Genomic DNA, 15,557 nt, shown 5'->3' on the forward strand with positions numbered 1-15,557 from the left:
ATGTCACAGCCCTTCGCCGGCGAACTCGTCGCCGGTCTCGCCGAGGGCGAGACTGATGAGGGCTTCGGTGTCGAGATCGTCCAGCGCGTCGGCCACCGGGGCGTTCGTCCCGGTGGCGGCGGGACGGGGCTCGGCGAGCGCGAGCAGGGTGTCGAGCAGACCGGCCTCGCGGAGCCTGCCCACCGGGATCGACGCGAGCACCGCCCGGACGTCCGCTTCGGCGCCGTCGCCGCCACGCGGAGCGGGCGTCACGGGCTCGAGCTGTGCCGCGAGGTGCGCGGTCAGCGCGTCCGGGTTCGGGTAGTCGAAGACGAGCGTCGCCGGCAGCCGCAGACCGGTGGCCTCGTTGAGGCGGTTGCGGAACTCGACGGCGCTGAGCGAGTCGAAACCGAGGTCCTTGAACGACAGGCCCTCCTCGATCCGCTCGACGCCGAGCGCGTACCGCACCTCCTCCTCGACGAGCCGCACCAGCCGTTCCGCGCGGCCCTCCTCGTCCAGCGCCGCCAGCTCGCGCCGCAACGCCGCCGCCGCACCGGAGCCGGACGCCGCCGCCTGCTGCTTCGGCACCCTGACGAGCCCGCGCAGCAACGGGGCCACGTGAGCGGCATCGCGCGGAGCCGAGGTGTCGAGCACGGCGGCGAGCAGCAGCGCGGACTCCCCCGCCTCCCCGGCCGTCGCGGTGTCGAACAACGCGAGCGCGGCCTCCCGGGCGAGCGGGAGCACACCACCCCTGCTCATCCGGCCGGCGTCGCCGTCGTCCAGCGAGGCGGCCATGCCGGCCCCCTCCCACGGTCCCCAGGCGAGCGACACGGCGGGGAGTCCGAGCGCACGGCGGTGTTCGGCGAGCGCGTCGAGGAACGCGTTGCCCGCCGCGTACCCGGCCTGTCCCGGGCTGCCGAGCAGACCCGCCGCCGAGGAGAACAGCACGAACCGCCTCAGGCCCCGGTCACGGGTCAGCTCGTGCAGGTGCCAGGCCGCGTCCAGCTTCGGGCGCAGGACCTCGCTCAGCCGTTCGGCGGTCAGGGAGGTCAGCACGGCGTCGGCCAGCACACCCGCGGTGTGCACGACGGAGGACACCGGGTGTTCGTCGAGCACCCTGGCCAGCTCCGCGCGATCCGCGGTGTCGCAGGCGACGACGGTCACCTCGGCACCAGCCCCGGCCAGTTCGTCCCGCAGCGCGAGCGCTCCGGGGGCGTCGGGACCGCTGCGGCTCACCAGCACGAGCCGGTCGGCACCGTGCGCGGTGACCAGGTGCCGTGCGACGGCGGCGCCGAGCGCACCCGTGCCACCGGTCACCAGCACACCCCCGGACCAGTCGGCCGGGTCCGCGGCCCGCTTCGGGGCACGCACGAGCCGGGGGATGGCGACGTGGCCCTCGCGCACGACGAACTGCGGTTCGCCGGACGCCACGGCACCGGGCAGCGCTCGCCAGGAGCTCCCCGCGGTGTCGGGTGCTTCGAGGTCCGCGAGCACCACGCGGCCGGGGTTCTCCGTCTGTGCCGAGCGGAGCAGCCCCCACGCGGCCGCCTGACCAGGACGGGTCGGGTCCGGCCCCGCCGCGCCGTGCGTGACCACCACGAGCGTCATGTCGGCGAACCGGTCGTCCGTGAGCCAGTCCCGCACCAGGGCGAGCAGCCGTTCGAGGGCGGCACGCGCGGAGTCAGGACCGTCGCCGCCGGGCTCGGCGAGCACGACGAGCGTGTCCGTCGTGCTGTCCAGCTCGCGGAGGTCCCTGGCGAGGACCACCTCGGCGACGGCCTCCTCGAGCACGCTCGCGACCTCCTTGCACCGCGAGTCCGGCACGTCGCCCTGGCCGAGCACGGTCCACCGTCCCGCGCTCGGAGCGGACGGCACGGCGAGCGGCGTCCACGCGAGCTGGAACAGGTGCTCGTGCCCGCCGGACGCCGCCGCGGAGAGCTGCTCGGGCCGGATCTCGCGCAGGGCGAGGGAGTCCACGGTGAACACCAGGCGGCCGGTCGCGTCGGTGGCCACGACCCGCACGGCGTCGCCACCGCTCGGGCTGATCCTGACGCGCAGCGCGGTCGCTCCCCGCGTCGCCAGCTCCACGCCGTTCCACGCGAACGGCAGCCGGATCCGCTCCGGCTCCTCGCCGGAGCGCAGGCCGATGCCGTGCAGCACCGCGTCCAGCAACGCCGGGTACAGCAGGAACGGCTCCGGGGCGACCGGCTCGCGCGGCACCTCCACCTCGGCGTAGACGTCCTCGCCGCGCCGCCAGGCCGAACGCAGGCCCTGGAAGCGGGGACCGTAGTCCGCGCCCAGCTCGGCGAAGCGTTCGTACACGCCGTCGAGCGCGACGGGTTCCGCGGCCGGCGGAGGCCACGCACCGAGGTCGGCCGTCTGCCCGTGCGCGGGCCGCAGCAGGCCGGACGCGTGCAGCGTCCACGGCTCGCTCCCGACCGCCGCGTAGCAGCGGAACTCACGACGTCCGGCGTCGTCGGGCTCCCCGACGGTGCACTGCACCCGCACCGCCGCGTGGTCCGGCAGGACCAGCGGCTCGGTGACCAGCAGCTCGTCGATCCGCGCACAGCCGAGCCCGGCACCGGCGGCCAGCGCCAGCTCCACGAACGCTGCGCCCGCGAGCAGCGGCACGCCGCCCACGGCGTGCTCGGCGAGCCACGGCTGCTCGGCCAGCGACAGCCGTGCCGTGTGGACCACGCCCTCGCTGCCCGCGAGGTCGACGGCGGTGCCCAGCAGCGGGTGCCCGCCCCCGGACGAGGCCGCGGCGCCGCTGGTGAGCCAGAACCGCCGGTGCTGGAAGGCGTACGTCGGCAGGCCCGCGCCGTCGCGGTGCGGCAGCAGCGCCGTCCAGTCGACAGCGGCACCGTGCACGTGCAGAGCGGCGAGCGCGGACACCACCGACGCGGCCTCGTCGGAGTCCTTGCGCAGCAGGGGAACGACCGCGCTGCCGTCCTCCGGCAGGCATTCGACCGCGGCCGCGGTGAGGGCGTTGCCGGTGCCGACCTCGGCGAACCGGCGCACCCCCGCGTCGTGCAGCGCGCCGACCGCGTCGGCGAACCGCACCGCTTCGCGCGCGTGGCGCACCCAGTACTCGGGTGAGGCCAGGTCGGCGCCGGTGACCGCCGTCCCGGTCAGGCTGGAGACGAACGCGATGCGCGGCGTTCCGAAGCTCACCGACTCGGCGATCTCGCGGAACTCGGCGAGCATCGGGTCCATCAGGGACGAGTGGAAGGCGTGGCTGACCTTCAGCTCCCGTGTGCGGCCGAACCGCGCCGCGATCGCCCGCACCGGTTCCGCGGGGCCCGCCACGACCACCGACGACGGGCCGTTGACCGCGGCGATGCTCACGTCCCGGGTCAGCAGTGGCGCCACCTCGGCCTCGGTGGCCTTGATCGCGATCATCACGCCGCCCGCGGGCAGCTCCTGCATGAGCCTGCCGCGCGCGGCGACGAGGCGGCACGCGTCGGGCAGGTCGAGCACACCCGCGACGTGCGCGGCCGCGAACTCCCCGACCGAGTGCCCCGCGACGGCGTCCGGCCGGACGCCGAGCGCGGTGAGCAGCCGGAACAACGCCACCTGGTGCGCGAAGAGCGCGGGCTGCGTGTACCCGGTGCGGTCCAGCGCGGCGGCGTCGTCGAGCACGTCGTCCAGCGGCCGTTCGAGCAGCGGGTCGAGGTGCGCGCGGACCTCGGCGAAGGCCTCGGCGTAGACGGGGAACACCTCGCGGAGCCGCTTGCCCATGCCCGCTCGCTGCGACCCCTGTCCGGAGAACAGGAAGGCGAGCTTGCCCTCGGTGGCGGCGCCCGACGCGCCGGTGCGCGGCGACCGGCCTTCGGCGACCTCGCGCAGCCCGCCGGTCAGTTCCTCGACGGTGCCGCCGAGCACGGCGGCACGGTGCCGCAGCCGGGTGCGGGCGCTCGCCAGTCCACCCGCGAGCACCGCGATCGGTTCCCCGGTACCCCCGGTGACGTGGTCCAGCAGCCGGGCGGCCTGCGCGCGCAACGCCTCCGGTGTGTGGCCGGACAGCAGCCACGGGACGACACCGGTGTCCGGCGCGGCCGGTTCGATCGCCGGTACCTCGTCTTCCGGCGCGGCTTCGATGATCACGTGCGCGTTGGTGCCCGAGATGCCGAACGAGGACACACCGGCGCGGCGGGGACGGCCGGACGCGGGCCACGGGCGCGACTCGGTGAGCAGCTGGACGTTGCCGCCCTCCCACTCCACGTGCCGGGAGGGGGCGTCGACGCCGAGGCTCGCCGGCATCGTCCCGGCACGCATCGCCTCGATCATCTTGATCACCCCGGCGACGCCCGCCGCGGCCTGCGTGTGACCGAGGTTGGACTTCACCGATCCCAGCCACAGCGGCGTGTCCGCGGACCGGCCGGCGCCGTAGGTGGCCTGCAGGGCCTGCGCCTCGATCGGGTCGCCCAGCGTCGTGCCCGTGCCGTGCGCCTCCACCACGTCCACATCGGACGGTGCGAGTCCTGCGGCTTCGAGCGCCCTGCGGATCACGCGCTGCTGCGCGGGCCCGTTCGGAGCGGTGATGCCGTTGGACGCGCCGTCGGAGTTCACGGCGCTGCCCCGCACGACGGCCAGCACGCGCCTGCCGTTGCGCCGGGCGTCGGAGAGCCGTTCGAGGACGAGCACGCCGGAGCCCTCGCCGAAACCGGTGCCGTCGGCACCGTCGGCGAACGGCCTGCACCGGCCGTCCCGCGAGAGCCCGCGGTGCTTGCTGAACTCCACGAAGGTTCCCGGCGTCGCCATGACGGTCACGCCACCGGCCAGCGCCAGCGCGCAGTCGCCCTGCCGCAGCGACTGCACGGCGAGGTGCAGCGCGACGAGCGACGACGAGCACGCGGTGTCGATCGACAGCGTCGGCCCTTCGAGTCCCAGCTCGTACGCCACGCGGCCGGACACCACGCTGCCGGAACCGGCACTGCCGACGTAGTCGTGGTACATCACGCCCGCGAACACACCGGTGTCGGAGCCGCGCAGGGTCACGGGGTCGATCGACGCGCGTTCGAGCGCCTCCCACGAGGTCTCCAGCAGCAACCGCTGCTGGGGGTCGGTGGTGAGCGCCTCCTCGTCGTCCATGCCGAAGAAGCCGGGGTCGAAGTCGGCGGCGCCGTCGAGGAACGAGCCGTGCTTCGTGTAGCTCGTGCCCGGCCGGTCGAGGGTGGGGTCGTACAGGTTCGCGACGTCCCAGCCGCGGTCCTGCGGGAACTCGCCCACCACGTCACGGCCTTCGGCGACGACCCGCCACAGGTCCTCGGGAGAGCCGATCCCGCCGGGAAGCCGGCAGCCGATGCCGATGACGGCGATCGGCTCGTCCGAGGCCCCGCCCGCCTTCGGGCGCGGCGCGCTGACCGCCGTGGCGATCGTGCCCGCGAACTCGTCCAGCAGGTGCCGCCCGAGCGCGGCGGACGTCGGGTGGTCGAACACGAGCGTCGCGGGCAGCCGCAGGCCCGTCGCCCTGGACAGGCCGTTGCGCAGTTCCACCGCGGCCAGGGAGTCGAACCCGAGCTCGCGGAACGCCAGCGTGCGGTCGACCTCCTGCGCCGACCGGTAGCCGAGGATGGCCGCCACGTGCTCGCGGACCAGGTCGACCAGCAGTGGTTCGCGGTCCGGCTCGGCCACGGCGGCGAGCCGTTCGCGCAGCCCGCCGGCGCCGGTCGTGCTCGCCCTGCCCGCCGCGACGCGGCGGACCGGCACGAGGCCGCGGAACAACGGCGCCAGGTCCTCGCCCTGAGCGCGCAACGCGGCCAGCTCCAACCGGACCGGGAGCACGACGGGCTCGCTGCCGCGCAGCGCGGCGTCGAACAGCGCCAGACCGTCCGCTGTGGACAGAGGCGCGACACCCCCGCGCGCGATGCGCGAGCGGTCGGTCTCGTCGAGCGTGCCGGTCATGCCGCCCGACTGGTCCCACAGGCCCCACGCGAGGGAGCGCGCGGGCAGTCCGAGTCCGTGCCGGTGCCGCGCGAGCGCGTCGAGGTAGCTGTTCGCCGCCGCGTAGTTGGCCTGTCCCGGCGATCCGAGGGTGGCGGCCGACGAGGAGAACACGACGAACTCCGCCAACGCACTGCCCGCCGTCAACTCGTGGAGGTTCCACGCGGCGTCGACCTTGGGCCGGAACACCGCGTCCACGCGCTCCGGCGTCATCGACTCCAGCACGCCGTCCGCGAGCACGCCCGCGGCGTGGATCACCGCGGCCAGCGGGCGCTCCGGGGGCAGGCCCGCCAGCACGGCGGCGAGCGCGGCGCGGTCGGCGACGTCGCAGGCGACCGACGTCACCTCGGCACCGAGCGCGGTCAGCTCGTCGACGAACTCCGGCGCGGCGCCGCGCCGGCTGAGCAGCAGGAGGTTCCGGACGCCCCGCGCGGTGACCAGGTGGCGCGCGATCGCCGTGCCGAGTGCACCGGTGGCGCCGGTGAGCAGCACGGTCCCTTCCGCGAGGGACGCCGGTTCGGTGTCCTCGATCGTGCTCCTGGTGAGCCGCGGCGCGAACCACGCGCCGTCCCGCAGCAGCACGTGCGGTTCACCGATCGCGACGGCCTGGCTGATCCGGTCTTCCGTCACGTCCGCGCCGTCGCTCTCCACGAGCAGCACGCGGCCGGGGTTCTCCGACTGCGCCGAGCGCACGAACCCGGCGACCGCGGCGCCCACGGGATCGGACCCGGTCACGACCGCCAGCAGACCGTCCGCGGCGAGGGCGTCCCGCAGCTGGGCGCACACCTGGTTCACCGCGGCGCGCGCTTCGCCCGCACTGCTGCCTTCCGCCGCCCGCAGGACCGCCGCGACGGGTTCGCCGGTGGCGTCCGGTACGGCCACGGGTGTCCAGCCGACGCCGTACAGGGCGCCGTTCGCACCGGCCTGCTCGGCGGCGGCGAGTGCGTCGGTGCGCAACGGCCGCAGCGTCAGCGACTCGGCCGTCGCCACGACGCTGCCCGCGGGATCGGCGAGCACCAGTGAGACCGCGCCTTCGCCCAGCGGGCGGATCAGCGCGCGCAGGGCCGTCGCACCGGTGGCGTGCAGGCGCACACCGGACCACGCGAACGGCAGCATCGGGCCGGACCCGGAGCCGCCGAGCACCTCGCCGGCGAGCGCCACGGTGTGCAGTGCCGCGTCGGACAGCGCGGGATGCAGGCCGAACCCGTCGGCGGTGGCGCCGCGACCGTCGAGCACCAGGTCCGCGCAGAGGCCGTCCGCCGTGCGCCACGCGGCGCGCAGGCCGCGGAACAGCGGTCCGTAACCCAGCCCGATCTCGGCGAGCTCGTCGTAGAACCCTTCGAGCGGCAGCGGTTCCGCGTTCGCCGGTGGCCAGGCGGCCAGGTCCGCACCGGGGACGGCGGGCAGCGTGCCGGTCGGGGCGAGGACACCTTCGGCGTGCCGGGTCCAGCTCACCTCGTCCTCGCGGTCGGCCGGCCGCGAGTAGACGCCGACCTCGCGCGTGCCGTTGCCCGGGTCCGCGGCGCCGACCACCACCTGCAGCTGGACCGCGCCCTCGTCGGGCACCACCAGCGGGGCGCCGAGGGTCAGCTCGGCGACGTCACCGGCGCCGACCTGCTCTCCCGCGCGCAGGGCGATCTCCAGGTGCCCGGTGCCGGGGAACAGCAGCCGGCCGGCCACGCGGTGGTCGTTCAGCCAGGGCTGCAACGCGGGCGAGAGCCGTCCCGTGAACACGGCGCTGTCCTCGTCCGCGCGCAGGACCGCCGCACCGAGCACGGCGTGCTCCGTGGGCGCGAGGCCGAGCGAGGTCACGTCGGCGCCGGCGGCGGTGCTGTCGAGCCAGTACCACTCGCGCTGGAACGCGTAGCCGGGCAGCGCCACCCGCTTCGGACGCCCGCCGTGACCGTCGGCGACGGCGGCCCAGTCCACGGCGGCACCGTGCGCGAACGCCTCACCGAACGAGGCGAGGACCCGGTCGAGGCCTCCGTCGTCGCGGCGCAGCGAGCCGACAGCGGCCACCGCGGCGTCGGTCTCCTGGATTCCCACGGTGAGAACCGGGTGCGGGCTCGCCTCAACGAAGAGCGTGTGCCCGGCGTCGACCGCCGCGCGCACGGCCTGTTCGAACAGGACGGTGCCGCGCAGGTTCGTGTACCAGTAGCCGGCGCCCATCGTGGCGGTGTCGATCGGCTCACCGGTCACCGTCGAGTAGAACGGCACGCCGGTCGAGCTCGGCCGCAGGCCGTCGAGCACCTCGGCGAGGCGTTCGCGCAACGACTCGACGTGCGCGCTGTGCGAGGCGTAGTCCACCGGGAGCCGTTTCGCCCGGACGCCGCCGGCCACCAGCTGCTCGTACAGCTCGTCGAGCGCGTCACCGTCACCGGAGACCACGGTCGAGGCGGCACCGTTGACGGCGGCGACCGACAGCCTCCCCTCCCACGCGCCGAGGCGTTCCCGGACGTCGTCCACCCCGGCACCGACCGACATCATGCCGCCGGTGCCCGCGAGCACCTCCGCGATGGCGCGCGACCGCAACGCCACGACACGGGCGCCATCGGCCAGCGACAGCGCGCCCGCGGCGCACGCGGCGGCGATCTCCCCCTGCGAGTGGCCGATGAAGGCCGCGGGGGTGACACCGGCCGCCTGCCAGGTGTGCGCCAGCGACACCATCACCGCCCACAGCAGTGGTTGCACCACGTCCACGCGGTCCAGCGCGCCGGAGAGCTCGGAGTCGAAGTCCCAGTCGGTGTACGGCTTCAGCGCGGCCGCGCAGTCGGCCATGCGCGCGGCGAACACCGGTGAGGAGTCGATCAGCTCGGTGGCCATGCCCCGCCACTGCGACCCCTGGCCGGGGAAGACGAACACCGGTTTGGCCCTGCCCGCCGCGGTGGCGGAGGTGAGCGCGGCGTGGGTGCCGCCGGCCGCGAGCGCGGCCAGGGCCTCGCGCCGTTCCGCGTCGGTACCGGTGATGGACGCGCGCTGCGCGAAGCGTGCCCTGCCGTGGGCGAGCGACCAGCCGACTTCCGGCGTGCCGAGCCCGGGATGCGCGTTCAGGTGGTCGCGCAGGGCGGCCGCCTGGCCCGCGAGCGCGTCCGGCGTCTTCGCGGAGAGCAGCCAGGGCAGCCGCGCTCCTTCCCCGGCGGCGCTCGCGGCGGGCACGGCGGGCGCCTGCTCGACGATCACGTGCGTGTTGGTGCCGCTGATCCCGAACGAGGAGATCCCGGCGCGGCGCGGACGGGACAGCGCGGGCCACTCCCTCGCCTCGGTCAGCAGCCGCACCTCGCCCGCCTCCCAGTCCACCTTGGACGAAGGGGCGTCGACGTGCAGGGTCTTCGGCATGATGCCGTGGCGCAGCGCCTGGACCATCTTGATGACGCCGGCGACACCGGCGGCCGCCTGGGTGTGACCGATGTTCGACTTGATCGAGCCGAGCCACAGCGGTTCGCCGTGCTCGCCGCGTTCCTGCCCGTAGGTGGCGAGCAGCGCCTGCGCCTCGATGGGGTCGCCCAGGGTGGTGCCCGTGCCGTGCGCCTCCACGACGTCCACATCGGACGGTGAGAGGCGCGCGTTCGCCAGCGCGTCCAGGATGACGCGCTCCTGCGACGGCCCGTTCGGCGCGGTCAGGCCGTTGGAGGCGCCGTCCGAGTTCACCGCGGTCCCGCGGACCAGGGCGAGGACCTCGTGGCCGTTGCGGCGTGCTTCGGAGAGCCGTTCCACGACCAGCACGCCGACGCCCTCTCCCCACACCGTGCCGGACGCCGAGTCGGCGAAGGCGTGGGTGCGGGCATCGGCGGCGAGCGCGCCCTGCCGGCTGAACTCCACGAACGTGTCCGGCGTCGCCATCACCGCGACACCGCCGACGAGCGCCAGCCCGCACTCGCCCTGCCGCAGCGCCTGCCCCGCGAGGTGCAGCGCCACCAGCGAGGAGGAGCACGCGGTGTCCACGGACAGGCTCGGGCCCTCCAGTCCGAGGGTGTAGGAGATCCGGCCGGAGATGATGCTGCCGGTGCCGAAGCTGCCGAGGTAGTCGTGGTACTGCACACCGGCGAACACGCCCGTGCGGCTGCCCTTGAGGGACTGCGGGTCGATGCCCGCCGCTTCCAGCGCCTCCCAGGAGGCTTCGAGCAGCAACCGCTGCTGCGGGTCCATCACCGCGGCCTCGTTGGGGCTGATGCCGAAGAACGCCGCGTCGAACTCGCCTGCCTCGTGCAGGAAGCCGCCTTCGCCGACGTAGCTGGTGCCGGGACGCCCGCCGGTCGGGTCGAGGACGCGGTCGACGTCCCAGCCGCGGTTGCGCGGGAACGGGGTGATCGCGTCGGAGGCGTCGTGCACCAGCCGCCACAGCTCGTCGGGCGAGGTGACACCACCGGGGTACCGGCAGGCCATGCCGACGATCGCGAGCGGCTCGTCCGCGGGGGCGGTGGAGGTGCGGCCGCGACGCTTGCGCCCTCCGCCGGTGACGAGGGTGCCGAGGTAGCTGCTGAGCACCTCGGACGACGGGTGGTCGAACACGAGCGTCGCCGGCAGGCGCAGCCCCGTCTCCTGGATGAGCGCGTTGCGCAGCTCGATCGCGGCGAGCGAGTCGAAGCCGAGGTCGTTGAACGCGCGGTCGGCCTCGATCCCCTCGGGTGAGGCGTGCCCCAGCACCGCGGCGACGTGCGTGCGCACGAGCTGCAGCAGCGCCTCGGCGCGTTCTTCGTCCCCGAGGGCGGCGATGCGGTCGGCGAAGGCCGTCCCCGTCTCGCCCGCGGCGGCCCTGCGGCGCTCGGTCCGTCCGGCGAGCGCGCGGAACACGGGGGCGAGCGACTCACCCTGCGCGCGCAACGCGGTGAGGTCGAGCCGCACCGGTGCGAGCGCCGGCACGGCGGTGCGCAGGGCGCGGTCGAACAGCGCCGTGCCTTCTTCTTCCGTCAGCGGCGTCATGCCGCCGCGCGCGATCCGCGCGTGGTCGGCCGCCTCGATCGTGCTCGTCATCCCACCGGTGGGCACCCAGGGTCCCCATGCGAGCGACAGCGCGGGCAGACCGCTCGCGGCGCGGTGCGCGGCGAGGGCGTCGAGGAGGGCGTTCGCCGCGGCGTAGTTGCCCTGGCCCGGTGCGCCGGCGGTGCCGGCGATCGAGGAGAACAGCACGAACGCCGAGACCTCGCCGGCCAGTTCGTGCAGGTGCAGCGCGCCGAGCGCCTTCGGCCCCAGCACGGTGTCGAGCCGTTGCGGTGTCAGGGAGTCCACGACGCCGTCGTCGAGCACGCCGGCCGCGTGCACGACGGCGGTGAGCGGGTGCCCGGCCGGGATGGCGGCGAGCACGGCGGCGAGCGCGGCGCGGTCGGCCACGTCGCAGGCGGCGCTCGTCACCGCCGCGCCGAGATCGGTCAGCTCCGCCACCAGCTCCGCACCCGCGCCGCTCCGGCTGACCAGCAGCAGGTGCCGCACGCCGTGCTCGGTGACGAGGTGCCGGGCGAGCACCGGGCCGAGACCGCCGGTGGCACCGGTGAGCAGCACCGTGCCTTCGGGGTCGAACGCGGGCCGGTCGTCGTCCGCGGCGCGGTTCGCGCGCAGGAGGCGGGCCGCGTAGGTCCGGCCGTCGCGGACGGCGAGCTGCGGTTCGCCGGAGGCGAGAGCCGCCGGGACGAGCTCGGCGAGGTTGTCGGCGGCGCCGGGTTCGAGGTCGACCAGCAGGAACCGGTCCGGCTGCTCGGACTGGGCGGACCGCACCAGGCCCCACACCGCGGCACCGGCCAGGTCGGTGACACCTCCGGCGCCGGTGTGGTCGACCGCGCCGCGCGTCACGACCGCGAGCGGCCGCGCGTCGTCCTCCTGGAGCGCGGCCAGCGCGGCGTGCGTCGCCATGCGGACCGCCTCGGGCGTGGTACCGGGTGTCGTCATCAGCACCCGGTAGCCGGAGTCGCCGCCGGTCTCGCCGAGCGTCACCGGCTGCCAGCCGAGGGCGTACAGCGCGTCGGCGGTCGCGTCGTGCTCCCGGCGCAGGTTCGCCAGTGGCCGCGAGACGAGCGAGGCCGCGGTGGCGACCGGTGCGCCCTCGCTGTCGGCGAGCTCCACCGCGAACTCGCCGTCGGACAGCGGCAGCAGCCGCGCGCGCAGCACCGCCGCACCCGTGGCGTGCAGCGCGACTCCGGTGAACAGGAACGGCAGCCGCGCGCCGTCACCTCCCGGGGTGTCGCCGCCGAGCAGCGCGAGGGAGTGCAGTGCGGCGTCGAACGCGGCCGGGTGCAGACCGAACCGGCCGGCGTCGGCCGCCGGGCCGTCCGGGAGGCGGACCTCGGCGTACACCTCACCGGTCGCACCGCGCCACGCCGCCGTGAGCGCGCGGAACGCGGGGCCGTAGTCCAGCCCGGACTCGGCCAGCCGCTCGTAGAGGCCGGTGACGTCGAGCGGTTCGGCGTCCTCGGGCGGCCAGACGTCCAGCCCGGCCGGCCGCTCAGTCCGCCCGGAGCCGAGCAGGCCCGACGCGTGCAGCGTCCAGGGCTCGTCCGGCGCCGCCTGCTCGGGACGCGCGTACACCGCGACCTCCCGGAGGTCGTCCTGTCCCCCGCCGACGACGACCTGGATGCGCACGGCCCCGTCGGGTGGGAGCACGAGGGGCACCTCGAGCGTCAGCTCGTCGATGCTCCGCGCGCCGACCTGGTCTCCCGCGCGGACGGCGAGCTCCACCATCGCGGTACCGGGCAGCACCACCGCGCCGCCCACGACGTGATCGGCGAGCCACGGGTGCGTGCGGGTGGAGAGCCTGCCCGTGAGCACCACCCCGCCCGAACCGGCGACCACCGTCACCGCGCCCAGCAGCGGGTGCTCGGCCGCGTCGACACCGAACGCGGCGACCGAACCCGTCGAGCCCGTGTCCCCGACCGTCTCCGGCCAGAACCGGTCGCGCTGGAACGCCGTCGGCGGCAGGTCGACCGGACGTGCGCCGCGCACCAGCTCCGTCCACTCGGGACCGGCGCCGGAGACGTGCAGCCCGGCCGCGGCGGTCAGGAGCGTCTCGGCCTCGTCGCGCTCACGGCGCGCCGTCGCGACCAGCACCACGTCCGCCTCGGTGCCGTCCTCGGCGACCAGGCACTCGCGCGCCATCGCGGTGAGCACCGCGTCCGGGCCGATCTCCAGGAAACGGGTGACGCCCGCGTTGTGGAGGGCGCGCACGCCGTCGTGGAAGCGCACCGCCTCACGCACGTGACGTACCCAGTACTCCGGTGCGGCGAGCTCTTCGTGCCCGGCGAGCGCGCCGCTGACGTTGGAGACGACGGGAACCGTCGCGCGCCGGTAGGTCAGCGCGGCGGCGACCGCGCGGAACTCGGCCAGCATCGGCTCCATGAGCGGCGAGTGGAAGGCGTGGGACACGCGCAGCTGCCGGGTCTTCTCGAACTGCGCGGCAACCGACCGCACGGCGTCGGTGTCACCCGAGATGACCACGGACCGCGGTCCGTTGACGGCCGCGATGCCCACCCGTCCGCCGGTCCTGTCGAGCAGCGGCAGGACCTCGCTCTCGGTGGCGCGCAGCGACACCATGGCGCCGCCCTCCGGCAGCGCCTGCATGAGCCTGCCGCGCGCGGCCACCAGCCGGACGGCGTTGTCCAGGTCGAGCACCCCGGCGACGTGCGCCGCGGCCAGCTCGCCGATCGAGTGGCCGCCGACGTGGTCCGGTGCCATGCCCCAGGACTCGACCAGCCGGTACAGCGCGACCTCGAAGGTGAACAACGCGGCCTGCGTCACCGCGGTGCGGTTCAGCGGTTCGGCATCGGTGCCGAACATGACGTCGCGCAAGCCGGACAGCGCCGCGTCCTCCTGTGCGAAACGCGCGCACAGCTCGTCGAACGCCGCCGCGAAGACCGGGAAGCCGGCGTGCAGCTCCCTGCCCATGCCGGGCCGCTGCGAGCCCTGTCCGGTGAACAGGTACGCGGTCTGTCCTTTCCGGACACGACCGGCCACGGCGGCGGGTCCGCCCTCGGCGACGCGCGCGACGGCGGCCAGCAGCGCGTCGCGGTCCGCGCCCAGCACCACCGCGCGGTACTGCTGGGCGGTGCGCGTCCCGGCGAGCGACCAGGCGACGTCCAGCGGGTCCAGGTCGCGAGCGTGCTCGGCCAGTCCCGCTGCCTGTGCGCGGACCGCCGCCGGCGTGCGACCGGACAGCACCCACGGCACGACCGCCGGCACGAGGCGGTCCGCCGGCGTTTCCCCGTCGCCCGCGGGCTCCACGACCGGGGCTTCCTCGATGATGGTGTGCGCGTTGGTGCCGCTGGCGCCGAACGACGACACGGCGGCCCTCCGGGGACGGTCCGCCTCCGGCCACGGCCGGTTCTCGGTCAGCAGCCGGATCTCGCCGCCGCTCCAGTCCACCTTGGACGTCGGCTCTTCGCCGTGCAGCGTCTTCGGCAGGGTGCGGTGCCGCAACGCCATGACGACCTTGATGATCCCGGCGACGCCCGCGGCGGCCTGGGTGTGCCCGATGTTGGTCTTGACCGAACCGAGGAACAGCGGGGCCTCACGGGTGTGCTCCGCGCCGTACGTCGCCTGCAGGGACTGGGCTTCGATCGGGTCGCCGAGCGTGGTGCCGGTGCCGTGCGCCTCGACCAGGTCCACATCGGCCGGGGTGAGCCTGGCCGAGTCCAGCGCCGCGCGGATGACGCGCTGCTGCGACGGTCCGTTCGGGGCGGTGAGGCCGTTCGAGGCGCCGTCCTGGTTCACCGCGCTGCCGCGCACGACGGCCAGCACCTCGTGGCCGTTGCGGCGCGCGTCGGAGAGCCGTTCGAGCACGAGCATCCCGGCGCCCTCGCCCCAGCCAGTGCCGTCCGCGGAGTCGGAGAAGGCCTTGCACCGGCCGTCCGCCGACAGCCCGCGCTGGCGGCTGAACGCGATGAAGGCGTTCGGCGTGGCCATGACCGTCGCGCCGCCCGCGAGCGCGAGCGTGCACTCCTTGGCCCGCAGCGCCTGGATGGCGAGGTGCACCGCGACGAGCGCGGACGAGCACGCGGTGTCGACCGTGACCGCCGGGCCTTCGAGCCCGAGGGTGTAGGAGATGCGGCCGGAGAGCACCGCGGCGAGCACACCGGTCCCGAGCGCCGCCTCCCGGTCGCTCGGCATCCGGGCGAGCAGGTCCTTGTAGTCCTGCCCGTTCGTGCCCGCGAAGACGCCGACGCGCGCGCCCCGCAGGGTGCCCGGCGCCACCCCGGACCGCTCCAGCGCCTCCCAGGAGGTTTCGAGCAGCAACCTCTGCTGGGGGTCCATCGCGAGCGCCTCGCGCGGGCTGATGCCGAAGAAGTCCGGCTCGAACCCCGCGGCGTCGTCGAGGAAGGCGCCGCGGGTGAGGTAGGTCTTCCCCTCGGCGTCGGGGTCCGGGTCGAAGAGCTGCCCGATGTCCCAGCCGCGGTCGGACGGGAACTCGTCCACCGCGTCGACCCCACCGGTCACCAGCTGCCACAGCTGTTCCGGCGTGGTGACACCGCCGGGGAACCGGCAGCCCATGCCGACGATCGCGATCGGTTCGGCGTCCTGCGTCTCGACCTCGCGCAGCCGCTGCCGCGTCGCGTGCAGCTCGCCCGAGACGCGCTTGAGGTAGGCGAGCAGCTTCTCGTCGTTGGTCATCGGTGTGTCGCCACTCCTGTGCGAAGCCGAGGGCCGCGGCC

At 75.1% G+C, this 15,557-nt stretch carries 1 protein-coding gene; it reads right to left on the reverse strand.

Annotated features, from left to right (window positions below; all coding sequences use genetic code 11):
* Positions 1-3 precede the first annotated feature (3 nt).
* Positions 4-15,516 (reverse strand): type I polyketide synthase, encoded by a 15,513-nt coding sequence (locus AB0A63_RS34645; protein ID WP_360398819.1) that lies wholly within the window; start codon positions 15,514-15,516, stop codon positions 4-6.
* Positions 15,517-15,557: the final 41 nt, after the last annotated feature.

The sequence above is a fragment of the Lentzea sp. NPDC042327 genome, from assembly GCF_040647275.1.
In the GTDB taxonomy this organism is placed as follows: domain Bacteria; phylum Actinomycetota; class Actinomycetes; order Mycobacteriales; family Pseudonocardiaceae; genus Lentzea.